The organism is Modestobacter italicus (genome assembly GCF_000306785.1).
GTDB classification, from domain to species: Bacteria; Actinomycetota; Actinomycetes; order Mycobacteriales; family Geodermatophilaceae; genus Modestobacter; species Modestobacter italicus.
This window is the reverse complement of sequence record NC_017955.1, coordinates 4,077,107-4,100,601: the sequence shown is the minus strand read 5'-3', so window position 1 is coordinate 4,100,601 and position 23,495 is coordinate 4,077,107. Positions and strand designations below refer to the sequence as shown.

General features: G+C 69.5%; 19 protein-coding genes and 1 other annotated feature. Of the genes, 12 read left to right on the top strand and 7 right to left on the bottom strand.

Annotation, left to right across the window (positions count from 1 at the left end; genetic code table 11):
* Positions 1–45: 45 nt before the first annotated feature.
* The 6 genes from MODMU_RS19505 to MODMU_RS19480 form a co-directional block, all read right to left on the bottom strand.
* Complete coding sequence (locus tag MODMU_RS19505) at positions 46–3,153, bottom strand: helicase C-terminal domain-containing protein (RefSeq protein WP_041795460.1); 3,108 nt, start codon at positions 3,151–3,153, stop codon at positions 46–48.
* Positions 3,150–4,721: a phospholipase D family protein gene (locus MODMU_RS19500; protein WP_166503549.1), complete on the bottom strand. Its 1,572-nt coding sequence runs from the start codon at positions 4,719–4,721 to the stop codon at positions 3,150–3,152. The genes MODMU_RS19505 and MODMU_RS19500 overlap by 4 nt, the downstream gene beginning before the upstream one ends.
* 160 nt (positions 4,722–4,881) lie before the next feature.
* A complete protein-coding gene (locus MODMU_RS19495; RefSeq protein ID WP_014742092.1) occupies positions 4,882–6,060 on the bottom strand; it encodes a DUF6361 family protein in 1,179 nt (392 codons plus the stop codon).
* Between the two features lie 270 nt (positions 6,061–6,330).
* On the bottom strand, positions 6,331–7,839 hold the full coding sequence (locus tag MODMU_RS19490) for a hypothetical protein (RefSeq protein WP_166503548.1): 1,509 nt from the start codon (positions 7,837–7,839) through the stop codon (positions 6,331–6,333).
* Between the two features lie 296 nt (positions 7,840–8,135).
* Complete coding sequence (locus MODMU_RS19485; RefSeq protein ID WP_014742090.1) at positions 8,136–9,530, bottom strand: ADP-ribosylglycohydrolase family protein; 1,395 nt, start codon at positions 9,528–9,530, stop codon at positions 8,136–8,138.
* Positions 9,530–10,384 carry an ARPP-1 family domain-containing protein gene (locus MODMU_RS19480; RefSeq protein ID WP_014742089.1) on the bottom strand — a complete coding sequence of 285 codons (855 nt, stop codon included), beginning with the start codon at positions 10,382–10,384 and terminating at the stop codon, positions 9,530–9,532. Before MODMU_RS19480 ends, MODMU_RS19485 begins: the two co-directional genes overlap by 1 nt.
* Before the next feature lie 73 nt (positions 10,385–10,457).
* Here MODMU_RS19480 and MODMU_RS29760 point away from each other — a divergent pair, with 73 nt between their 5' ends.
* The 3 genes from MODMU_RS29760 (at position 10,458) to MODMU_RS19470 (ending at position 12,112) form a co-directional block, all read left to right on the top strand.
* The gene (locus tag MODMU_RS29760) at positions 10,458–11,612 is read left to right on the top strand and encodes an NUDIX domain-containing protein (protein WP_231851688.1); all 1,155 of its coding nucleotides are present in this window, start codon (positions 10,458–10,460) and stop codon (positions 11,610–11,612) included.
* A gap of 88 nt (positions 11,613–11,700) precedes the next feature.
* Positions 11,701–11,859, top strand: a complete 159-nt coding sequence (locus tag MODMU_RS28690) for a hypothetical protein (RefSeq protein ID WP_014742087.1) — start codon at positions 11,701–11,703, stop codon at positions 11,857–11,859.
* A gap of 55 nt (positions 11,860–11,914) precedes the next feature.
* A complete protein-coding gene (locus MODMU_RS19470) occupies positions 11,915–12,112 on the top strand; it encodes a hypothetical protein (protein WP_041795454.1) in 198 nt (65 codons plus the stop codon).
* A gap of 169 nt (positions 12,113–12,281) precedes the next feature.
* On the opposite strand, the gene MODMU_RS19465 is transcribed toward MODMU_RS19470, so the two are convergent.
* Positions 12,282–13,601 (bottom strand): hypothetical protein, encoded by a 1,320-nt coding sequence (locus MODMU_RS19465; RefSeq protein ID WP_014742086.1) that lies wholly within the window; start codon positions 13,599–13,601, stop codon positions 12,282–12,284.
* Between the two features lie 286 nt (positions 13,602–13,887).
* Here MODMU_RS19465 and MODMU_RS19460 point away from each other — a divergent pair, with 286 nt between their 5' ends.
* The 9 genes from MODMU_RS19460 to MODMU_RS19415 all read left to right on the top strand — a co-directional run bounded on the left by MODMU_RS19460 (position 13,888) and on the right by MODMU_RS19415 (position 23,465).
* Positions 13,888–15,528 carry an NERD domain-containing protein gene (locus tag MODMU_RS19460; protein WP_014742085.1) on the top strand — a complete coding sequence of 547 codons (1,641 nt, stop codon included), beginning with the start codon at positions 13,888–13,890 and terminating at the stop codon, positions 15,526–15,528.
* Between the two features lie 456 nt (positions 15,529–15,984).
* Positions 15,985–17,234 (top strand): IS3 family transposase gene (locus MODMU_RS19450; RefSeq protein ID WP_231851682.1). Its coding sequence is split into 2 segments (ribosomal slippage): positions 15,985–16,264 and positions 16,264–17,234, totalling 1,251 coding nucleotides; the frame shifts between segments, so codons are not numbered across the junction.
* Positions 16,263–16,391: a sequence feature (AL1L pseudoknot), on the top strand. Its footprint overlaps the gene before it by 129 nt.
* 496 nt (positions 17,235–17,730) lie before the next feature.
* Positions 17,731–18,366 carry a hypothetical protein gene (locus MODMU_RS19445; RefSeq protein ID WP_166503547.1) on the top strand — a complete coding sequence of 212 codons (636 nt, stop codon included), beginning with the start codon at positions 17,731–17,733 and terminating at the stop codon, positions 18,364–18,366.
* Positions 18,367–18,802: 436 nt separating this feature from the next.
* Positions 18,803–20,089, top strand: a complete 1,287-nt coding sequence (locus MODMU_RS19440; protein WP_014742083.1) for an exonuclease domain-containing protein — start codon at positions 18,803–18,805, stop codon at positions 20,087–20,089.
* Between the two features lie 78 nt (positions 20,090–20,167).
* Positions 20,168–21,427, top strand: coding sequence for a hypothetical protein (locus MODMU_RS19435; protein WP_166503546.1), 1,260 nt, complete (start codon positions 20,168–20,170; stop codon positions 21,425–21,427).
* Positions 21,428–21,453: 26 nt separating this feature from the next.
* Complete coding sequence (locus MODMU_RS19430) at positions 21,454–22,224, top strand: endonuclease/exonuclease/phosphatase family protein (protein ID WP_014742081.1); 771 nt, start codon at positions 21,454–21,456, stop codon at positions 22,222–22,224.
* 145 nt (positions 22,225–22,369) lie between these two features.
* Positions 22,370–22,807: a P-loop NTPase family protein gene (locus MODMU_RS19425; RefSeq protein ID WP_014742080.1), complete on the top strand. Its 438-nt coding sequence runs from the start codon at positions 22,370–22,372 to the stop codon at positions 22,805–22,807.
* Between the two features lie 89 nt (positions 22,808–22,896).
* Positions 22,897–23,097, top strand: a complete 201-nt coding sequence (locus MODMU_RS19420) for a ribbon-helix-helix protein, CopG family (RefSeq protein WP_231851901.1) — start codon at positions 22,897–22,899, stop codon at positions 23,095–23,097.
* The gene (locus MODMU_RS19415; protein ID WP_014742078.1) at positions 23,094–23,465 is read left to right on the top strand and encodes a type II toxin-antitoxin system death-on-curing family toxin; all 372 of its coding nucleotides are present in this window, start codon (positions 23,094–23,096) and stop codon (positions 23,463–23,465) included. Before MODMU_RS19420 ends, MODMU_RS19415 begins: the two co-directional genes overlap by 4 nt.
* Positions 23,466–23,495 lie beyond the last annotated feature (30 nt).

Genomic DNA, 23,495 nt, shown 5'->3' with positions numbered 1-23,495 from the left:
TGGCGGAAAGTCCGAAGGCTCCCAATCGGGGGGAGGCGTTGATTCTCAAACGGGGGGACGCAGGTCGATCGGTGTCACCGTCATTGCGTCTCCTAGCGCTGCGAGCAGGTCCTCCTGGCGCGGCTGACCGAGTGCCAGCCGGTAGTGGACGAGGTCGCGCTTCAGCGCCCTCGCTCGCGCGCCGTCCTTGCTCAAGGGGAATGGAAGCAAGTGCCGCTCGACCGCATATCGGCCTGGAAATACCCAGTAGGGGCAGAAGTCGCCGAGTGCCGGCAGGGTGCCCTTCGCTGCGTCGTAGGCCGCCTTCCACGGGTCCGGCTCGTCGCTCCGGAGGACGTCTTCGCGGTGGCTGGAAGCCAGATTGCGGCGCACGGCATGCCCCCCGAAGCGGTTGACTCGTCCCTCGCGCTGCTCAAAGTCGATCGGATTCGAGGGCGTGTTCCAGTGCACGACCGAGTGGCACCACCAGTGGAAGTCGATTCCCTCCTGGCCGACGCTTGTGCTGGTCAGCACGAATGGCCAGAAGGGGCTGTTGAACGCCGCGCGAATCTCCGGCAAACGGACGTCCTCGGCCTGCCCCCGGGCCGTCCCATAGCGGAGGGCGAACCGGCTACTGAACGGAATGCCCTCGTCCGGGTCATCCGGGTCGAACGCCTTGTACGGCGACGGCCGCATCGACAAGGTCGCTACGGCCGTACGAGCAAGGTCTCGCAGCGTTGAGCCGGTAAGCCGGTCTTCTCCTGATGTGCTGCGCAGGTGGTGCAGGTACTCGTCCAGCACAGCCTGAAGGTTGCCGGCCCGGCAGTAGGCCAGCACCGCCTGCCAGTAGTGCAGATCGGGGTAGAGGCGCTCCAAAAGCAGCGTGCTCTCGGTCCGGTTGAACAGCGAACGTAGACCGTTGGCCAGCACCGCCGCGGCCGACCACAGGGCTTCTTCGTCGACATCATCGTCGGCCGTCACTAGGCGGTTGAGAGCGAGCCAGGCCGCATTTCCAGGGCTGAAGGCGGCCAGATGAGCGAGGTCGGGTGAGGGGTGACGCGAGGATGCCGCAGAGAGTGCTTCATGCACGTGTGCGGCAAGCCGGGCGCTGTGGTGCTGGCCGTGCTCGTCATCATCTGGCCGCTCCTCTTCTTGGAGGCTTCCGCTCAGTACGTTCGCAGCCCCTTGGCGCGCCCCAGAGGGAATCGACCCAGGCCACGCGAAGAAGTCGCTGATCACGTCGGTGGATTTTCCGGAGCTGTCCGTCGTCGCCGCGTTCCGCAACCGCTGTAGGACCCATGCTTCGGCGTCCGTCGCCTCAAGTAACCTAGCCGGCGAGCTACGCGCCGCCTCCAAGAGATCAGCTACGCGTGCTAGTTCGGGGTGCGGCCAGAAGAGGGCGAGAGTGCTCATCGCGCCCGGCCGACCTTGCTCCATGCGGTAGTCCAACAACGTTGCGAGCCGCCCGCGCGCCGTCGCGGTGTTCTCGGTCAGTTTGCTGGATCCCTCGGCGAGTAGCCGGTTCGCCTCGTAGCTCAGGAGGCTTGCGATGGCCGTGGGGGTGGCTGACCATGACGAGAAGACCAGCTGCTTGGTGATGCGATCGGCGAAGGGCTGGGCGTAAGGGCCGTCTGGGCCGATGTAGGGCATTGACGGAGGGATCCACAGCAGTTGCCACCAACTGTCACCGACGGTCCGTGCGGCGAGAGCCCGCAATCGGGCGTTGCCCATGTCGGAGGGCTCGTAGCGAGTCAGTCCGGAGGGATTTAGCCGGGACACTCGCGCCAGAGCGGCGTTCAGGGCCTCATCTTGACTGTTCTGCTTGAGCCGGCTTTTGAGTCGCTCACCGACTTGGTAGCCCTCGAGGAAGTTGACGAAGTACGGCGCCGACTTCCAGTACTCGACCTGCACCTGCCCGTCGACGGCTCGGGCAAGGTCGCGCAAGCCGACATAGTCGACAAGGTCAGCGGCCGTCACGCCGGTTGCCGGTGTGGAGACCTCGATGCGCGCCCCGTCCACAGTGGGTCGCTCCGTACGGCACATGAACTGCAGCAGGAGCTTGCGCAGCTCGTTGGCGACTTGCCGGACGTCCTGTCCGGCGAGAAGCTGGCCCCGGTGCTGGGCAAGCGCACCGCGAACGCTCGCCAGCCACGCCTCGTCGTTTGCCGACAAAAATTCCAGGGTCGTCATGAAGTCGGTGTAGTGGTCGGTCCCCGCATCGTCTTCTTCGGCGAGCGTGAAGGCCTTGTAGGGAGTCGCCGATAGCAGGAGCGTGCGCGCCTGGTCCCAGTTGAAGAGATGGTGCGCGAGCTCGGCTGCTTCGCTCTTCCCGCCCGTTTGATTTAGTGCGAGAAGGTGCCGGAATCGCTGGAACTCATCGAGAATGATCAGGTCTGGCTCGAGGGCATGGACGCTCGCGCGAGCAAGATGGTCGCGAAGCTCGCCGGTAATCACGCGAGTGCGTTCGCGTTGTTCCTCCGTCAGGTGGCGCTTCTGGCCGATATCGACGATGAGTCGTTCAAGTTGGGCAAGTGGAGGGCTCCCCTGTAGGGACGTCGCGAAGGCGTTGACGATCGTCTGGTCCAAGTCGAGGGCTCGGTACCGCTCAATCTCTCCGCGGAAGCGATCCAACGTATGCACCCCGCCCTGCAGGGCCCGGTGCAGGGCGGTCCGCTCGTATCCGGAGACTTCGAGCATCCGTTCCACGAGAACCGCGAGCAGAGCCCGCTCCTCGGCCTTGCCGGTGCGCCAACCCTTCTCGAACGACGTGGCAGGGGTGAACGCAATCAGGTTGATGGCCTTCCCGTAGCGCTCGGCCCCGCTGTTCAAATCGTGTGAGTGGGCCGCAAGCATGGTGAGACGAGTCCTGAACTCGACCCTGTCGCTGCCGACGACATTGAGCCGGGCCAGGTTCTGCGCTGCGATGTCACTGTTGGAGCACACGTAGACGACATCGATGCGCTCGGTGTGGTCATCGCGCAGTAGCCGTTCAACGGTCTCCGCGATGACGCCCCTGGCGACAACGCTCTTGCCGAGGCCAGTCTCGTCCGCGACGAGGAAGCGACGGGTGGGCGTGGGGCCGTCATAGAACCGGTTCACGACGTGCCGCACCGTCTGTCGCTGGAAGTCCTTGAGCCGGGCGAGATGTGGCGCCGCCGTGAAGGCCTCGGTCATGTCCGGGCCCCCATCAGGCCGCGAGCCTCCTGGATAGTCGCCCAAACGTCGGCGAAGCCTTCCGGCATCACCGCTCGACCTGCCTCGGTCCGTCCGAGCCGGTCAACGATGCGCTCAAGGTCATCGAGAACTGACGGCTCGTCGGCCAGGGCGCGGGCCAGGAGTTCGAAGACTCCCTGAGCGGCCGTCGATGCCCAAGAGCCGGTACTGCTGCCGGCCGCGGGTGCTTGCGCCAGTTGCCCGGTCAGACTTAGCAGCAGGAGGACGAAGCGCAGGAACTTCTCAGGCGTGTCCACCTGCCTGGCGAGGACAGCATCCAGTCGGTCCTCAGGATCCCCAATGAGCCCCGCGGGAATGACGCTCGACTCCGCGACATCCCCCTCTCGCAGAGTGGCGACTAGGAATGGGGTGATGTCGGCTAGCTCCACCCTTGTGAACGTCTCGTCCGCCTCCTGCCCCGGTTGCGGTCTGACCGCCTCCCCGCGTCGGCTGAGCAGCTCCATAGAGAGGTCATGCGCCCAATCGGACAGCGGCTTGCCGGACCGGAGGCGGAGGTCGTAGGTCGTCTCAGCCGGCTGCCCAATCTGCATCGTCCACGGAAGCTCGGCCAGCTGTCGCAGGCGACTGCGCAGGACAGCGCGCTGCTTCTCCTCCGGGTCCTCGGGCCGCGTCTGCGGGGTGTAGTCCTCGAGCAGGGCGCCGAGGCCGGTGTCGCTCGAGAGGTACGAGTCAACGCTGTACTTGGCTGCGCCAAGAACAAGCTCGACCACGAACTCCACGTTGCCATCAAAGGCGGCGCGGGTCGCGTTCGCCGAACCGATGAACAGATGCGTCAGGCGCGCACGCTCCACGGCGACGATCTTTGCGTGGAGTCCACCGAGTTCGCCTGCGGCTCGCTCGTCCTCAAACTCCGCCAGGACACTGACCACTTTGGGATGGAGGTCGTTCGGCAGCTCGGGCAGCCGGTCGAGGTGCTCTGGCCTACTGACGAGGAACCCGCCGTCCCTGGTCTGGGGGGCCACGATCGCAAGCCCTTCCTCGTCGACGAACGGGGAGACGACGAGGCGGCGGTAGCCCGAGTAGTCGGGCGGCGTGGCGCGCCTGCTGACGCCGAGCGCGTGGAACGCGATCTCCTTGACGTCGTCAGGAAGCTCCCAGACCGCACGGCGAATCTCAGCCGCGAAGGCTTCAATCCGCTGCTGGCGCTCGTCCGGTAGCCGCGTGGTGCACAGGCGGGGGAGAGCGCTGATCAGGTCGCTGAGCGGCTGATTGCCCGCCTCGCGACGGGGACCCGGCCCGCCGTCAAGGGAGATCACCGCGTCCCAGCTGCGGTCGCCAGTGAGGTTTCTCGTCATGCAGACAAGGCGATACGAGACATTCTTCTCGACGTCCTGGAACTTGATCAGCCAGAGCTTTGGATGGAAGAGGTGGCCAGCCCGCGAGGCAGTCACCGGGTGCAGGACCGGCTCCAGGAACGCGAGCACATCGCTCGCCTGCGGTGGCACGGCGGCCTGCCCGGCCTGATAGAAGACGTCGATGCGATCTGCGGTGCTGCGTACGGCCTCCATGACACCGATTGGATCCGGAACGGAGCCGAGGTCGCGAGAGGCGAAACTGAGAGGTACAGCGAGGGCCGTAGCGAGGTCGACGGTGAACGTCGTCCCCACCGCCTGGACAAGCTCGGCGCCCACCGGTGGCCTGAGCAGGTCGCTCAGGATCGCCCGGACGTCAGGGGGTAGCACGCGACAACCCATCCACCACGTCGCCCACCAGCTGCTGAACATTGCTCCAGCGGTAAGTCAATGGTCGCGTCCCCGAGGCTCCTGACCAACCACGCAGAAGCTTCTCGTTGATCAAGCGCGACTGGGTCTTCTTTACTGCCCGCTCGCGCGCACACACCAGGGACATTGCCGACCCGTCATCCGGAGATGCCCCTTGCCGAAGGAGCTCGACCCAGTCCTCGAAGAACCGTCGGGTCGCCCAGCTGACGTTGGGATTTTTCGCCTTGACCCTGCTCCACATGTCGGGCAGATCCCAGTCACTTAGCGTCGTCGCCTCCTCCTTGACTCGGTCGATCCAGCCCGTGATCTCGTCGCTGTAGCGATCCACCGGATTCGGGACCGTGTCGTAGCCCGCGCTGTCGTACTTCTTCGCGAGCGCCAAGTTGTACGACAGCGCGGCTCCGTGGACGCAGAGCGAGAAGAGCCTGGCGTGTTGGCGAAGCGCGGTCAGATCTGGGTCGTTAGTCGGGACGTCCCAAGCGTGTTCCAGCTGAAGCCAGTCGCTTGCCTGCCCTGTCAGAAGCACCTCGAGCAGCGACCCCCGGCTACCACGGACGAGATGGTCCTTCACCCAGACGGCCTCGTCGAAGGAGAGGTCCAAAGTTGAGGCGGTCTCAGGGAAGCCCTCGGGTGGCGGAGGCACGTCCCACATGTGCGGGGCCCGCTCCACGAGTTCGTCGGCTTCCTGGTGTGGTGCGCGCTGATCGCACTCGTCGGCGAGGCCGCCAACCAGAACGCCGTATTGGCCGAGGGCCGACCAGTAGAGCGTGGACGGAAGCGTCTTGAGCTTGGTCAGCACCTGGCGGCCGATTAGGCCGTCGGTGGCGCCGGCGTCGTTCAGGGCAACGATGAGGCGCCGTTCGTTCTGGCTTGCCCGCCGTTCAAGATCCTCGGCATCCCGGGCCGCCTTGGCGGCCGATCGGTAACACCACGGGATGAGGAGCAGATATCTCGCGCGGGTGTGCAGCGTGGACGTGCCCGGGAAGAGCAGATCGCTGAACGCGTCCCGGACCTGACCGATGCCGAGTTCGTCGCGGCTCTCCGTCTGAGCGAAGAGATTGATCACCTCGCGCATTCGGCGCTGCTCTTCCCGGCTGGAATCGAGCCAGGCGATGGTGCTCGGCATGAAATCGGTCTCCGCTTCCGTCAGCGCTCATCAGGAGAAGGCATCTAGCGGTACTGACGGTCCTACGCTTGGAATGTCGACGTCTTCACATCCTCGGGCAGCGCCACGACCGGCACGCTCGTGGGGCTTCTCGCTGCACCGCGCCCTGTCGAGGTGGGCCGCCATACGCCCGGCAGCGCCTCCATCGGTCCGCGACGCGGGAACACTCCCGGGGTGGGGCTTCTGCTGCAGCCTTGGTGCCTGGCGTCGAATACTCGCTGGTGCGGGCTGTCAATCAGTGCGCACGGTCGCAACTGCCGCGTCCGGGGACGAGATGGACCCGATGCCTGTCTCCTCGCCCACCAGGGCGGTCAACCGCTTCACGAAAGCATCGCCGCGGTGTGTAAGCGATGAGTCCCGGAGCGCGAACGTGCGGACATCCGGCTTCTCAACAGGCCCGTGCTGGATCCGGAGGTCAAACCCGTCGTCCCGATCGCTGTCGGGAACCTTGGCCACAGTCCGCACCGAGGTCCACGGGAGCTCCTGGTCGACATCGCCGTCACTGAGGAAATTGCCCTCGCGAACGATCAGAATGCGGCTGCTCGTGAACACGAGGTAGCGCTCCAGCTCCCGCCAGCCACCGGACTTCGTCACCGCCACCAGCGTCTCGCCCTCTCGGAGGATCCAGCGGAGCCGCGAGGTGACCGCCTTCAAAGGGTTGAGGGGAAGGAGGGTGAATTCCACCGGGGCCGGTGGGGGATCGGCCTGGTAGGCGCCGTGATGGCCGGCGAGTGCGCCCAGCTGGGTCGCGACGTAGCCGGCCGCCGCGCGCACCGCTTCTCGATTCCGGACACCCGGGAAGAGCTTCTTCCAGGCGGATCCCGTGCCCTCCTCCAGCATGCGCAGCAGCCGGTAGACGTCCTCGAGAAGAGGGAAGGCCACGGCTCGCACCTCCGCATCCCTTCGCTGGGCCCCCGCGATCACCCTTTCGAGAAGAGCAGCGTCCTGAGGATCTTCTGCCGCAGTCCGGTGGAGGTAGCCCGCGCGCAGCGCCTGGTAGCGGAGCCACGCACTGTGCGCCATCAGCAGCGTCTGCGCCTCCTGCGTGACGCTCCTGGCGTTCGTGTCGAGCCACGTGCGGCGGGCCGGCGAGGTCTCCAGTGCGGTGAGCTCCTCGTGATGCCGCCGCGCGGCCCGCAAAGACAGCTCCAGCAGCTCGCGCAGCTTCGTCTCGCTGGCCTGTGCCTGCGCTTGACCCCAGATGCTGGGCGTCACCTCCCCCAGCGCGTTAGCGTGGCCGAACTCCTCGGCGATCGCATCGAAGTGCGACTTGGCGCTCGCCCACCGCTCGTCCTCGACCGCCTGCAGCAGCGACCGGGTGAGGGCGATGTTCTCCTCCACCAGCGCGGAGATCTCAGCGAGCTGCATCTGGATGGCCATGATTGCCGCCGCCGGACCGGCGGACGCCGCGACCGAGGTGGCACCCTGGGCGCCGGCCGGAGCCCAGCGCACCGAGTGTGCGAACTGATTGCCGTCCTTCAGCGTGCCGAGGTTCCAGCCGTCCTTGGTGAACGGCTTAGCCCCCGCCTTCAAGGCCGCCATGGTCTCCGGGGAAAGACGAACCAGGCCCCGGGCCGAATTGATGCCGTGGGCTACCTGGGCGGCCAGGCTTGCGCCCCCCACCGCCATGGCCGCCACGTCGGCTGCCTTCGACTTTGCCGCACCGGGGTCGAAGGTCAGCGGCACGACGTGGGTGCCGAGGACGGACAGGTCCCCGCTGGCAAGGTAGACGCCGGGCACGGAGGTCTCGACTAGTGCCACGGCGGCGGGATCTTCACCGCCATCCATGGCGTCCTCTCCCGGACTGGCGCCCCATATGTCGACGTGCCCACCCATGTGTCCCCCGTTGTCCGCTCGACTCTCCGGCAGAACTGTAAGCACGACTCATGCCCGTCGATTGGAACCCCGCCGAGGATCAGAACAGCCTTTGACCGGGGAGGCTTGTCAGTGCCCGTGCCACAGCGGGTTCCTCACCGGGGACGTAGGCCGCTAGCGCGCTGCGAGCTGCAATCGACGGAACCGGCGAATGAGCAGTCTCACACCTTCACTCGGTACAGCGCAGCGGTAAAGCTGTCGTTCCATAGTCCGAGGTGCGGCCACCGCTCGGCGACGGCGGCCGTCGCCTCCTCAGGCGAGACGCCCTCCGTCCGGCGGAGCCACGCCCGCAGCACCAGCCCGGTGCGAGACGCTCCGCCGTGACAGTGCACGAGCACCGGCCGGCCCTCCGCGCGCAGTGCCGCGATGTCGTCGAGCACGTCGGCCAGCACGGCGTCCACCTCGCTGTTCGCGTCGTCGTCGGTCAGGTACGCGTACCGCTGCACCTCATGACCGAACGGCTCACCGGTGCGGGACAGCGAGACGACGGCGAAGTCCCGGGAGCTGGCTCGCGCGCCGTCCAGGTCGGACGCCCACACCCCATTGGCCACCTCCCGGGGCTCGATCCGCGGGCTGCGACTCGCCACGTGCCGGACCGTCGGACGGCCGTCTAGCGTCGCGGCCAGCGCGTGCAGGTCGGCGAGGTCCCACCGTTTGTCCGCGTAGCCGGGCACCCGGCCGTGGACGACGGACGTCCACCGCATCGGGATGCCGGCGATGCCGAACACCGCCCCGGCCAGCCCGCCAGCAACAGCGGCCACCGTGTCGGTGTCCCCGCCGAGGTCGATGACCCGGCGCAGCACCCCGGCGAAGTCGTCGGCGTAGCGCAGCGCCCACACCGCCTGCCCGAGCGTCGGCCACACCGCGCCGTTGCCCTCGGTCGCCTGCTCCGGCGTCCAGTTCGGCGCCAGGACGGTCGCCCAACGGTCCCGGTGCTCGGGCGCCACCAGATCCAACGTTGCCGGGATCGCCGCCAGTGGGTCGCCGCCGTCCAGCGCCACACGCACCAGCTCGTGGAAGACCGCGCAGCCCTCGCCGGCGGACGGGTCGCCGTGGGTCAGCGCGGAGATCCGCAGCGCGGCGTCCATCGTCGCCGCGGTGCCGGACGGGGCGAACCAGATCGCCGCCGGCGTCGTCCGCATCAGCGAGCCGTTGCCGGCCGCGTGACCGGACCAAGCGAAGTGCTCGGCCGCGGCGACGTCCCAAGGCCGGCCCGAGCTGAGGACGGCGCGGGTCTGGTTGCCGATGTCCGGTGGGTCGGCACGCGCCCAGGTGCGGAAGCGGTCGAACAGGTCGGCCTCGTCCAGCCCGCCGCGCTCTGCCAGTGACGCCGCCACCAGCAGCGCCATCTGGGTGTCGTCGGTGAACTCGCCCGGCTCCCAGCCCAGGGACCCGCCGCCGCACATCTCGGTCGACGTGCCGCGGGCGTGGGTGGGGAAGCGCGCGGAGAACTGCCCGGCCGGGCCGAACTCGAACGGCGCACCGAGCGCGTCGCCGACGGCGGAGCCGATCAGCGCGCCGGCGACGCGGTGGTCGCGGGGCATGGGCTGGGACATCAGGCCTCCTGCAGGGAGTGGGAGAGGTCGAACGCGGACAGGTGTGCGGTGCGGTCGTGCCAGCGGACGCCGTCCACCCGAATCCGGCCGCCGCCCTGCCACCGGGCGCCGACACCTGCGCTCCGAGTGCGGGTGAGTGGGGTCGACTCGACCCGCTCGGCGAAGGCGCGGGCCAAGGCTGCCGGCGTGCGGACCGCCGGCCGGCCCAACGCGTCGAGGGTCGCGGCGTCCAACAGGCCCGTCCAGTGCGCGGTGAGCGCGCGGGTCGACCCGAACAGCTCCAGCCAGGCCGGTTGACCGGCGATCCCGACCAGCAGGCCCCGCTGGCCGGACAGCGGCCGCAGGCCTGAGGTGAGCGTGGCGGTGGCGTCCAGCCGGTCCAGCAGCGACTCGGTCGCGGACGGGCCGGCCACCGCACCGAACCGGCTGACCCGCCGCCAGACCTCATGCTGGCCGTCGGCCCGCTCGAGATGGGGGAGGAGCGACAGCGGCGCCCGCCGGCCGCGGCGACGGTGCGCCTCGCCGCCGTGCCAGCGCCCCTGCTCGACGCAGACGACCCGCAGCACCGTCGGGGTGCCCGGCGCGAGCAGCGTCGTCGCGGTGAGTGCGCGGTGCTGCATGCCGCCCTCGAGCAGCTCGCCGGCGAGCAGCAGCACCGGCCGGTCGCCGCGGTTTGTGACGACGAGCTGGTCGACCGCGGGGGAGGCGGACCGCTCGGCGACGTCGACCGGCGCGTCGGAGCCGGTCAGGTGGGCCGAGCCCAGCGACGGTGCGTCGGTCCCGACCGGGAAGACCGTCAGCGGACCGCGGGTGGTGCCCTGGCCGACGTGCAGCCGGGTGGGTGAGAGCGTCATGTCGTCACTCCTACTTCGCAGCGTTTCTGCGACTAACTAGACAATGACGCAAACATGCAGCACTGTCAACCGGGTGACGACGCCGCATCGCGACAGGTCCGACCGCACCCTCGCGGACTACCCCCGCCCGTCGGTGGCGGTGGACACCGCCGTCCTGGTGGTCGACGTCCGCGGCGGGGCGCTCGGTGTGCTCCAGCACCAGCGTGAGGACGGCGGAGCGCAGGGCGGGCGGTGGGCCCTCCCGGGCACCTTTCTGCACGAAGGCGAGACGCTGGCGGACGCCGTCCTGCGCTCGCTCGCGGAAAAGGTCGGCCTCCGCGGGACGCGCCCCCAGCAGCTGCACGTCTTCGACGACCCCGGCCGTGACGACCGCGGCTGGGTGCTGTCGGTCGCCCACGTCGTCCTGCTGCTGGCCGACGACGTCGCGCCGGTCCTGTCCCGCCGCGCGGACCTGCGGGTCGTGCCGGCCGAGGAGGTCGCCGGGCTGCCCTTCGACCACGACGAGATCGTCCGCCGGGCCGTCGACCGGACCCGGCAGGACTACGCCCTGCAGCCGGACCCGGCCGGCCTGCTCGGCGAGACCTTCACCCTGCGCGGCCTGCAGGCGCTGCACGACGCGGTCGCGCCGCAGCCCGGGCCGGGGGAGACGAGGCCGTCCATGGACACCTTCCGGCGCTACATGGTCGGCAAGGCCCTCATCCACCCCACCGGTGAGCTCGCCCGCAAAGAGCCGGGCTCGAGCGTCATGGGCAAGCCCGCCGAGCTCTACCGCCGCTCCGCCGACAGCCGGGACCTCACCGAGGTCCTCGGCGTCCGCCCGGTGCGCCGGGACCGCAACCGGGCCGAACGCCCCGCGACCGACGCCGGCCCGGCGCGGTCGTTCGGAGAGCTGACCGGGTCCAAGGTCGACCCGCGCATCCAGGACCTGGTGGACGTCGTCGGCGGTCAGGTCCCGCTGACGCTAACGGTGATGCCGCACTACGTCGCCGTCCGCGCGGCGGGGGAGGAGCGGGTCGCCGCCTACGCCAAACCGCTGACCCTCGCCGTCCGCCTCGACCCGGACGACGCCGTGGCCCTCACCGCCGACCACCCGGACTACCGGCTGGAGCGCACGTCCGCGGCGACGCACCACGTGCACGTGCCCGCGTCCGCGCTGACCGGACCGGGCCGGCAGGTCGCCCGCGCCGCGTTGGAGCGGGCCCTCGCCCGGAACACCGTCGCGCCTTGAGCGTCCGCGGGGAGTGGGTCAGCGGTTCCTGGGGCACTGTTCTCGGAAGGCGCGGCCAGCACCGGCCGCCGGACACGAGGAGAACACCATGGCAGGCACGATCCGCAAGCTCCTGATCTCGACCGTCGCGACCAAGCTCATCCAGGAGGCTCGCAAGCCGCAGAACCAGGCGAAGGCCAAGAAGTTGTTCGCCGACTTCCAGGCCAAGCGCAGCGGCAAGCGCCCGGGTGGCACGAACCGCTACTGACCGCCGCTCGGCGGAGCGGGGGGACGTGGAGCAGGAGCATTCGGGACGAGCCTCGGTGCGCCGCATCGCCGAGGTGCTCGAGGTGCCGGACGACGACGTGCTCCGCGCGCTGGGCGGAGGGTGGCGGCCGGTCGAGCTGGGCTCAACCGAGCGCCCGCACTCCGGCGGTTGGTTCGTGACCGGGGAACCGGTGCAGGTGCTGCTGGGCATCGGTGGCTCCACGCTGACCCTGGCGCGGGTCGCCCTGCGCTGAGACGGCCCGGGCACGCTGACGACGTCCGCCACGGACGAGCGTGAGTTCGCCCGCGAGGACGTCCTCTACCAGCCGGAGCTGCTGGCCGAGACTGTCGAGGAGATGGCCCGCAAGAGCCGGAAGGCCTTCCGCTGGTGCCGCACGTGCCGGACGGTGAACCGGCCTGAGCTCATGGAACGGTTCGACTGCATGGCCTGCGCGTCCGAGTGCCGCGGCGCCGTCTACTGAGGCGCACCCACCGAAAGCGCGCTTTCGGTGGGTGTTCGGCGTGGCTCAGCCGCGGCGCCTCGAGCCTGCCGGGCTCTGCCGGCGGGGGAGCGGGGACATCCGGCGCTGCCGGCCGTAGACCTCCACGGCGGCCCGGTGGACGGCTTCGGCGTCGACCCGGTGGCAGAGGGCGAGGTAGGCGGTCACCAGTCCCAGGTCCCAGACGCCGTCCTGCTTGAAGCGTTCGAACACCGCCCGCGGGTCGGCCGGCACCGCCTCGAGGCGGGCCTCCCACCGGTCCCGCGCGTGCAGCGCGTGCCGGTCGAGGACCTGCGCCGCGGTGCGCGTTGACCAGCCCCAGGAACGACCATTGGTAGTAGGTCATGTCCACGCCGAGGGCGAGGATCTTCACGTCCCGGCGGCCGACCTGGATGCCGAGCTCCTCCTCGCAGCCGCGCACGGCAGCGGAGACGACGTCGAGCGCGTCGGCCGAGCTCCGGTCGTGCTCGGTGTGCATGCCCTCGACGACGCTGACGTCCCGCTCGCCGGGGCGGGCCCGCGCCGTCGTCCGGCGCCGGGCCAGGATGACCTTGTCGTCGTCGGTGAAGACCAGCAGGGCCACGCCGAGGCCGTTGGCCAACTCCGGGACGGGCCGGTCGATGGCCTCTGCGGTGACGGCCTCGTCGTACAGGTACTGCTGCCGCACGCTCGTCGTGGTCAGCGCTCCGTCGGGGCCGGTGACCTCGATGTCGTCGTCCAGGCCGGTGACGGTCGCCGTAAAGGTGGCGTAGTCGGTGGGGCAGGCGGAGAGCAGCAGCTGGGAGTCCTCGCGGGCGCCGGTGCGCGTGATCCGGTAGCCGAGCAGCGACACCAGCGTCTCGCTGTTCCAGGCCGCCTCGACGCCGGCGTCCGCGGTGGGCGCGGCCATCGCGTCGAGCACCCGAGCCCGGGCGTCCCGGACGAAGGCGGACAGCTCGACGGGCTGCTGTTCCAGCCGGATCTGCACGTTGGCGGGCTCGAGCAGCAGCCGCCCGTCGCCCTCGACGATGTGCACCCGGGTCTCCAGGCCGGCGACGGAGACGCCACGGCCGACCCCCGACTGCTGCTGCTGGGTGATGCGCTTGGCGTACCGCAGCCGTCGCCGACGCTCGGACGCCCGCTGCAGCGGCTCCTGGTAGCGAGCCCCGGCGAAGACGCCGACCGCGGCGCCGGCCACGAGGGAGAAGGCCTGACCACCCACGGTGGTGAGGACGTCAGGCAACGCCAGGGCGGTGAGGCTCACGCCCGGTGTCTACCTCGTGGGATGTGCGGTTCCAACGAGCCTGGCCGCAACTACCGGAACCAGAACGGCGTGATGCCGATGAGGTGGGTGGGGCAGCCGGAAATAGCCGTGGAGCGCGGTCGGCATCTGCGCCGCCCACTGAGCTCATAACTCCTGGCAGTGACCGATGGGGTGACGTCCGCGTTCGGTGAGTGCTCAACGGTCGGTGCTGAGTGCGATGCTGCGCGTCACAACGGGGGATCACGGGGAGTGGCATGTCCGGAGACATGAAGGTCGGAGAGCGGCGGTGACCGCGCGCCGGTTCCCGGAGACGCCGGTGTTCGCCTCGCCAGCCGAGCGGCTGTTCGTCGAGGCGCTGCAGGACCACCTGCCGGACGACGTCGTCCTCATCTGTGGTCAGCGCTTCAGCGACCGCAACGAGGACCGCGAGGCCGACGTCATCGTCGCCTGGCCCGGCGTCGGCGTCGCGGTCATCGAGGTCAAGGGCGGCAGCGTCCACCTGCGGGACGGCGAGTGGCGGCAGGTCGGCGGCGGCATCGACAAGGTCATCCACCCGGTCGACCAGGCCCGCACCTGCAAGTACCTGCTGCGCGGCTACCTGGACAAGCATCACCGTTGGTCCGCAGGCAACCCGCGGCTCGGCCACATGGTCGCCCTGCCGACGACCACGGTGCCCGACGACTTCCGAGCGTCGGACCTACCGCGGTGGATGCTCATCGACAAGGCCGACCTGCCCTACGCAGCCAGCCGCATCGGGACCGCCCTGCGCAAGCTCGTCGACGTCCCTGAGCCGCCCACCGCCGCCGACGTCGAGGCGCTGGTCGACTGCCTCACCGGAGCGACCATCCCGCAGCAGGACCTCGTCGCCGACCTCGCCGAGCGTGAAGCCGCCTGCGACCTGCTCACCCGCGACCAGGCCCGCGTGCTCGACTTCCTCGCCCTGCAGAACCGGGTCGAGATCCGCGGCGGCGCCGGGTCGGGCAAGACCTGGTTGGCCATCGAGAAGGCGCGACGGCTGGCGAACGAGGGCAAACGGGTGGCGCTCATGTGCTACTCGCGCGGGTTGGCCGAGTTCCTGACCCGCCGGGTCGGCACGCTGCGGCACCGGGAGCGGCCGGCCTACGTCGGCACCTTCCACAACCTCGGCATCGGCTGGGGTGTGCCGGCTGGCTCGGACGACGACAGCCGGTACTGGGAGGAGCTCCTGCCCGCCGAGATGGTGGCCCTCGCCGGGCAGCTGCCGGTGGACCAGCGGTTCGACGCCATCGTGATCGACGAGGCGCAGGACTTCGCCGAGAGCTGGTGGTCCGCCGTCCTCGCCGCGCTGAAGGACCCCGACGAGGGGCTGCTGTACGTCTTCGCCGACGAGGGGCAGCGCGTCTTCGCCCGGCAGGGCCGGCCGACGGTCGACCTGATCCCCATCCCGCTTACCGAGAACCTGCGCAACACCAAGCAGATCGCCGGCACGTTCTCCAGCCTCGCGCCGGCGCAGATGAAGATGCGCGGTGGCGCGGGCGTACCGGTCCGGTTCATCCAGTGCGCATCCCAGGACGCCGTCAACGCCGCCGACGACGCCGCCGAGGGGCTGCTGGAGGAGGGCTGGCCGACGGAGTCGCTGGCGCTGCTCACCACCTACAGCCGACACCCGGTGCAGGTGGAGCGCCAGGCTGAGGGCCAGGACGCCTACTGGGCGTCCTACTGGGAGAACGAGGACCTGTTCTACGGCCACGTGCTCGGCTTCAAGGGCCTCGAGCGGCCGGCGATCGTGCTGGCGGTCAACGGCTTCCGGCACGAGGAGCGGGCCCGGGAGATGTTGTACGTCGGTCTCTCTCGGGCCCGCGACCTGCTCGTCGTCTGCGGCGACCTCGAGCTCATCCGCCGCGTCGGCGGCGAAGCGGTGGCTCAGCGACTGGTGGGGAGACGGTGACGCGAGCCAGAAAGCATTCGCAGAAGGACGAAGCGACCCAGGCAGCATTGGAGCGAGGCCGCCAAATGCGGTCTCAGTTGGCGGCCGCCAGAGAGGCCGAGCGGCACCGGAGGGTGGAATCTGCACGAACGGCCGGTGATAGATGGCGGTCTAACTCCGGCCCAGCAGGCACAACTTCTCGAGCGACAGCACCAACGCGTCACCTCTGTGGCCGATGTGCAGTACGTGCGGTGCACGGTGACTTGCGGTACTGCCGTCCGTGCGCTGAGTCCCAGGGCTTCGTCCACTGTTCGAGGTGTCGAGTGCTTACCGAGCCTCGGGCAGCGCAGCGGCAGTCGGGCCGCTGCGCCAGATGCGTTGGAAAGCCGATGTGTGGCGACTGTGGGCGGAAACCACCCATCAAATATCCCGCCCCGGGTCTGATGGAGGCTCTCAATCCACGTGAGGATGAGAGTCATGGCGGCACCGAGGAAGTACCCCGACGAGCTGCGTGAGCGGGCGACCCGGCTGGCGGTCGAGGCGCGGCGTGACCCGGCGACCCGGACCGGGGCGTTGAAGCGGATCGGCGCGCAGTTGGGCATCAACGCCGAGACGCTGCGCAACTGGGTGATCCAGGCCGAGATCGACGAGGGCCACCGACCGGGCACCACGACCGATGACGCCACCCGGCTGGCCGAGCTCGAGCGTGAGGTCCGCGAGCTTCGTCGAGCGAATGCGATCTTGAAGAGCGCGTCGGCTTTCTTCGCGGCGGAGCTCGACCGCCCCTCCCGCTGATCGTCGCCTACATCGATCAGCACAAGCTCGAACACGGGGTCGAGCCGATCTGCGCGGTCCTCACCGAGGCCGGCGCGAAGATCGCCCCGAGCACCTACTACGCACACCGCACCCGCCCGCCGTCGGCGCGATCGGTCACCGACGCAGCAACCACCGAGGTCATCGAGCAGGTGCATGCCGACAACTACGGGGTCTATGGCGCCCGCAAGGTGCATGCCGAAGTGCGCCGGCAGGGCCACCCGGTGGCCCGCTGCACCGTCGAACGGCTGATGCGCGCCGCCGGCCTGCGCGGCATCACGCGGGCGAAAGGCCCGCGCACCACCGTGCCCGGCGCGGCCCCGGACACCCGCCCGGACCTGGTGGAACGGGCGTTCACCGCGACCGGCCCGGACCAGCTGTGGGTCGCCGACATCACCTACTGCCGGACCTTCTCCGGCTGGGTCTACGCCGCCTTCGTCATCGACGTGTTCTCCCGCCGGGTGGTCGGCTGGCAGCTGTCCCGCTCGCTGCGCACCGACCTCGCCCTGGACGCCCTGGAGATGGGCATCTGGACCCGCCGGCGCGCCGGCCACGACGTGACCGGGCTGGTCCACCACTCGGACAAGGGCGTCCAGTACGTCGCCGTGCGCTACACCCAGCGCCTCGCCGAGGCCGGCGCGGTCGCCTCCGTCGGCTCCACCGGCGACTCCTACGACAACGCCCTGGCCGAGGCGTTCAACTCCCTCTTCAAGGCCGAGCTGGTCCGCAACCGCGGGCCCTGGAAGGGCATCGACGACCTCGAGATCGCCGTCGCCGAGTACATCGACTGGTTCAACCACCGACGGCTGCACGGTGAGATCGGGCTGGTCCCGCCGGCCGAGCACGAAGACGACTTCTACCGGCACAACACCGCGGCGACTACCGTCGCCGCGTCAGTTCCGAGCCTCCACTGAACCCGGGGCGGGACAAAACGGTCACGCATGGTGCCATGCTTGCGCCCTGGCGCATGGCTGGAGAACCTGCACCGGTTGCAGTAAACCGTTCGCCCCGAGCGACGATCATCCCCGGCGACGACGGTGTGAAAAGTGCTTCGATAAGGCGCAATACGCAGGCAGGCGGGGGGAGGGTAATAGCGTGCGGACTGTTTCCGGCGGGCATCCCGGTTCGGGGAAGCGCCGCTAGCCCTGGTGCCGGGCAGCCTCTGTCGCCCCGCTTTGGCCCCCGGCACGGGGCCACCGTCGGTTCATTGGCGTCGCCTCAGGAGGTGAGCCGGCCCCGCTGACAGTCACTTATCCTTCACTCGAGCACTTCTCGTTCACGAGAGCTGTCGGTGCGTCTGCGCACCCGGGCTCAGACGGTCACGCCTGGTTCACCCTTTCTAGGTGTGACTGCTCCGTGAGTCGGGCGAATGGCTCGGAATTGGCCGACCCTTACGGCACAGTTCGGTTCGTGACGACGGACATCACCGAGGACGCCAGCGCGCTTTCCCCGCAGGCGTCCCCGCACAGGACACCCGGTACCTGGCACGACTCTGACCCGACGAGGAGGGTCGCGTGGGATGTCGCAGTAGCTGCTTGGGTGCAGGCCGCCGAAGCCATTCTCGAGGAGGTCGCCGCGACCTACGGCGGCTCGGTCACGTACGACGAGCTCGCACAGCAGCTCTTCGACAGGACCGGCTACCGGACCCGGATGATGTTGGGCCACTGGATCGGGCAGGTGCTCGGACCGTTGCAGGCGGCCACGCTCTCTGACGGCAAGCCGCCACTGTCAGCGCTGGTCGTGCGGGCGGGGACCGGCGGCGTGGGCGACGGATACGTCAACCACGAGCACCCCGGGGGCTTCGCCTCGTTCGCCGAGCGGCAGCATGCCGCCGCCGCCGACCGCCTCACGTGCTACCGCACCTACTGCCACGACGTCCCAGAGGACGCAGCACCGCGCATGACGTCGCTGTTCATCGCCAAGCGGACCTCGCTCGACAGCCTCGACCGGACGCCCCGGCAGAAGCCTGCCCCACCTGTTCCCAAGACCTGCCCCATCCACCACATGGTGCTTCCCGCCAGCGGACACTGCGACTACTGCGCCTGACCGCTTCAGGGCTGACGTTGCCCGACGCGGCATCACGCGCGGACATCGGGCGCTTGCTGGGAGCTGAGCGTCGCCGCAGCAAACCAGGCGTCAGACCGTCAGCGTCAACTGCGACACGATCGGGATGCCGTTGTGGGTCAACGCTTAGTTGAGCACGGCGCCGGACGTGAGGTCGACGGTGACCTGTGCTCCGGCTACTGGGGTGTCGGGCAGGTCGAGGTCAGCAGCGTTCCCCGTGAGGTGCGTCTACCTAGGTAGCAGAGGCGGGCTGGGGACGCTTGGTGGCGGGTGGGTCGCGTGGGACGGAGGCGGACGGTCCTGGCCCGGATCTGCGCTGACCTGGTCCGTAGCTGTGGCACCGTGCCGCTCGGTCACAGCGAGCGCTGGGCCCGGCAGCAGTGCTGACCGACCGTCCGGCACCGTCCCAGGGAGTCCCATGAGCATCGCCGTCGTCGACCTCGAGACCACCGGTGTGCTGCCCAGCGTCGATCGGGTCGTGGAGGTCGGGGTCGTCCTGCTGGACGACGCCGGGACGGTGGAGCACGAGTTCGCGACGCTGGTCGACCCAGGTCGCGACATCGGTCCGACCTCGGTCCACGGCATCCACGCATCGGACGTCATCGGCGCGCCGACCTTCGCCGAGGTCGCTCCCTACCTGGCCTCCCTGCTGTCCGGCCGGGTGGTGGTGGCCCACAACGCTCTGTTCGACCTGCGCTTCCTCGGACGTGAGTTCAGCCGGGCCGGCCTCTCCGTCGAGCTCACCCCGGCGCTGTGCACGATGCGACTCGCGGGCACGTTCGACCGATCGCTCCGGTCGCTGGCCTCCGTGTGCGAGACCTTGTCGATCGCCAACAACCAGGCGCACACCGCGCTGGCCGATGCCCGGGCGACCGCGGCGGCGCTGGTGCGGATGCGGGAGACGCTCGGCGAGCTCGCCCTGCTCGATGCCGCGCTGGCCGTGGACTTCGACCACGACGGCAGCTACCTCGGCTCTCGGTCCGTGGCTGCGCGTGACTGGCGAGCGCTCGTCACCGACGTCACGCTGAGCCGACGCCCGTTCATCGACCCGTGTCGCAGCGTCACTCGTTCTGCAGCCCAGGCGAACGTCCGGGAGCGCAACGGGTACCTGGCTGCTCTCGTGTCCGCGCTGCCTGAGATCACCGGAGCGCCGGCCACGATGGCCCCCTACCTGGCCGTGCTCGACCAGGTCCTCGAGGACCGCCTCGTCAGCGTCAGTGAAGCGGACCAGCTGATGACCCTCGCCGGCGAGCTCGGCTGCGGGCCGACGCACGTGTCGGCGGCCCACCGCCTCTACCTCGACGCGCTGGCCACGGTGGCCCTGGCTGACGATGTCGTCACCGATACGGAGCGCGCAGACCTGGATCGGGTCGCCGTCCTGCTGGGGTTGACCTCGGGGGACGTCGACATCGCGCTGACCATGGTCCGGTCCGGTGCCCGTGTGTCGGTTCCGCACCGCCCCAGCGGCCTGTCGAACGGCGACCGCATCGTGTTCACCGGCGAGATGTCGCGCTCGAGGTCCGACCTCGAGGAGGCCGCTCGGGCTGCCGGGCTGGAGCCGGTGGCCTCGGTGTCGAAGAAGACCAATGTGCTGGTCTGCGCCGACCCCGATTCCCAGTCAGGCAAGGCGCGGAAAGCGCGGGCCCTCGGTGTCCGGGTGATCAGCGAGCCCGTGTTCTGGGAGTCCCTGGCGCTGGTCGGCTGAGGGAGCGGGTTCATGGGACAGCTGAGCACACGGTCCGACATCCGTCGGGCCCTCGAACGCGTCGGTGCCACGGACATCGTGACCGCACCCGACTACGAGAACTCGATCCCGTCCGACGTCGTCCGGTGCGTGTGGCGCGGTCAGCGGACGGTGGCCGTCGGCGCTGATCCGGCACAACAACTCGCCGGCGTGATCGCCCTGGTCGACCTGCACGCTCGTCTCGGTGGGCAATCAGGTGACCGGTCGGTCTCGGCGGATGACGTGACGGTGTTGGTGGCCGAGATGCCACGACGCCCGGAGACGATCGACGCGGTGGCCACCCTGGCAGCCACCGCGACGGCTCACGGGGGACCGCGGGTGCACGTCGCCGGCCTGGACGGCGACGGACGTCCGACCGAGGTGCCGGCGGTCGCTGTTGACTTCGCCGACGCGGCCGCCTACGGGTACGCCCCGTGGGCGGAGATGCTGATGGCCACCCGCCGTGGCCCCTCACGATGGGTCGATGAGTTCCTCGCCGCTGTCGAGCGCGAGGACGTGCGGGCCTATCCGATGCTGTCGTCGCGAGGTGCCCGGTGGTCGCTGCGACTCGAGGGTCTCCAGTTCGCCGTCGCCGATGCAGCCGGCGCCGTGCTCGATGTGGGAGCGGACGGCAAGAACGACGCACGCAGCGAGCAGCGCAGGCAGTGGGTCGCAGCCGCGGGGACCGAGCAGATCACGATCGCGGCCGACGGGCCGTGGGACCGGGCGATCATGGCGGTCCGCCGCCTCGCCGACACCTGGCTTCCCTCGGTCGACGTCGACGCAGCAACCGCTCCGCAGAACGAGCACGTGCTCGAGTCCCGCATCCTGCGCGGTGCCTGTCCGGTCGTGGTCGACGGCCGCCCACTGGACCTGATCGACATCGCACCTGGGCGACCGGTGAGCTGGGGCAGCCAGTTCCCGACCCGGTGGGGGCGACGCCCGCCCGCCGGCAACGGACGCGCACCGAGCAGCGCCCGTTACCTGGACGCCTTGCTCCGGGACGGCACGACTCCCTGGGCGGTGGAGATGAAGGTGCAGGGCACCGGCGGTGTCGGGCAGTACTACCGGAACGCCGTGGCGCAGGCGGTGCTCTACCAGCGGTTCATCGCGACCGCCGAGTCGCTGGACGAGTGGTTCCGCGCTGCCGGGCTGGATCGCACCGCGGTCCGCAGCGCGGTCGTCGTCCCGCGACCGCCGGAGAAGCAGCAGAAGTGGATCGAGCGGCTCGAGCAGGTGTGCGGGTTGTTCGGCGTCGCCCCAGTTGTCGTCGACCCCTCGTTCGCCGAGAGGACGACGGGACGTCCGCTCGCCAGCTGACAGGCTGATCGACTGAGGAAGGCACCATGCGGATCGGCACCTGGAACGTCGAGGGCTACCCCCTTGCCACGTCGGAGAAGGGCCTGGAGATCGTCGACTTCTTCGACGGCGTCAAGGCGGACATCTGGCTGCTGACGGAGGTCAACGCAGGTTGGCAGTCGCGGCATGGGCGACTCGTCGTCTCGCCACCACGCTCCTACGGCCGCGAGCAGGACCGATGGGCCGGGATCCAGACCCACCTGCCCATCACGCGCCTGCCTGACCCCAACGGCGGACCCGCCAATGCCGAAGAGGCGCTGTGCCTGACCCGGGTCGAGCTGCCGCCGTCGGCGAGCGCTCCATCCGTCCTCGTGGCCTGTTCGGTGCTGCCGTGGAGAGGCGCGAGCCAGTACTGGCCAGGTCTTCCCGCGGAGTCCTTCGACGCTCAGGCCTCCTACGTCCTCGACCACCACATCCGCCGCATCCACGCCGAGCGCAGGGACGGCGAGCCGGTCATCTGGGGTGGCGACTTCAACCAGGAGCTGCGGCCCGTGACGGCGAGCCGGGCGGCGGATGGCTTTCGCATGGCGGGCACGAAGAACGGCATCGGACGCCTCCAGGACGCCTTTGGGAAGTTCGGGCTCCAGCCGCTGACCGAAGATGCCGGGCACCGGATCGAGGGGGCGTGGTCGATCGACCATCTGGCCGTGAGCGCTTCGATGGTGGAACAGCAGCAGGTGGACCTGCATCGGTTGACCCGACGGAACGGGAAGCGGCTGAGCGACCATGCCGTCTACGTGGCAGACGTGGCGCTGTGACCAGACGAACCCGCTCAGGACACGCTCGCGTCCGACACTGACCGCATCCGATGGCGGACGTTCCCGCGGGAACGTCGGGGGCACCTTCCCGCTTGTCCAGGGACGAGCCCGCGCCGGCCGCGATGAGGGGGCATCGCGACTCCAGATGAAGATGCGCGGCGGTGCGGGCGTACCGGTCCGGTTCATCCAGTGCGCATCCGAGGACGCCGTCGCTGCTGCCGACGACGCCGCCGAGGGGCTGCTGGAGGAGGGCTGGCCGACGGAGTCGCTGGCGCTGCTGACCACCTACAGCCGACACCCGGTGCAGGTGGAACGCCAGGCCGAGGGCCAGGACGCCTACTGGTCGTCCTACTGGGAGGACGAGGACCTCTTCTACGGCCACGTGCTCGGCTTCAAGGGCCTTGAGCGGCCGGCGATCGTGCTGGCGGTCAACGGCTTCCGGCACGAGGAGCGGGCCGAGAGATGTGTACGTCGTCTCTCCCGAGCCCGCGACCTGCTCGTCGTCTGCGGCGACCTCGACCTGATCCGTCGCGTCGGCGGCGAGGCGGTGGTCCATCGATTGAGCGCCGGGAGCAGTCGATGAGCCGCTCCGTCGGGCCGTGATAGCTCATCAACCGGCTCACTGACGCGTCGTCCTGGCGGTATCAAGTTGGTATCATCCCGCCCGTGGCCATGACCTTGCGCATCGACGACGAGTTGGAGAGGGCGCTCGCGGCCCTGGCGGAGGCAGAGGGGACGTCCCGGCAGGAGATCGTCCGGCGTGCCGTGCTCGAACGGCACGCGCGCAGTGGCCACCTCACCCGGGTGCAAGAGAGCTCCGCGCGTCTCCTTGAGCAATGGGGCGATGTCCTGCATCGCCTCGGCACGGCGTGACCGAGGTCGAGTACCTCGACCTCGAAGACCTGCTGGGGCTGACGCGCGCATTGGGGGCGGGCCCCGTCAGGGACATCGGCCTCCTCGACTCGGCTGCGGCTCGCCCTCGTGCGCAGGCGTTCGGCCAGGACGCCTACGGCACGCTCCCGCTGAAGGCTGCGGCGTTGCTGCACTCGGTGGTGGGAAATCACGCGTTGGTCGATGGCAACAAGCGGCTCGGCTGGCTGGCGACGGTCGTGTTCCTGGACCTGAACGGCTACGTCACTGATCTCGACGACGACTCGGCGTTCACCGTGGTGATGGACGTGGCTGCCGGCACCATGGAGGTCGAGGCGATCGCCTCCGGCCTCCGCGTCGTTGCCCGCTGACGACCTTCACGCTCCAGGTGCCGAGGATCG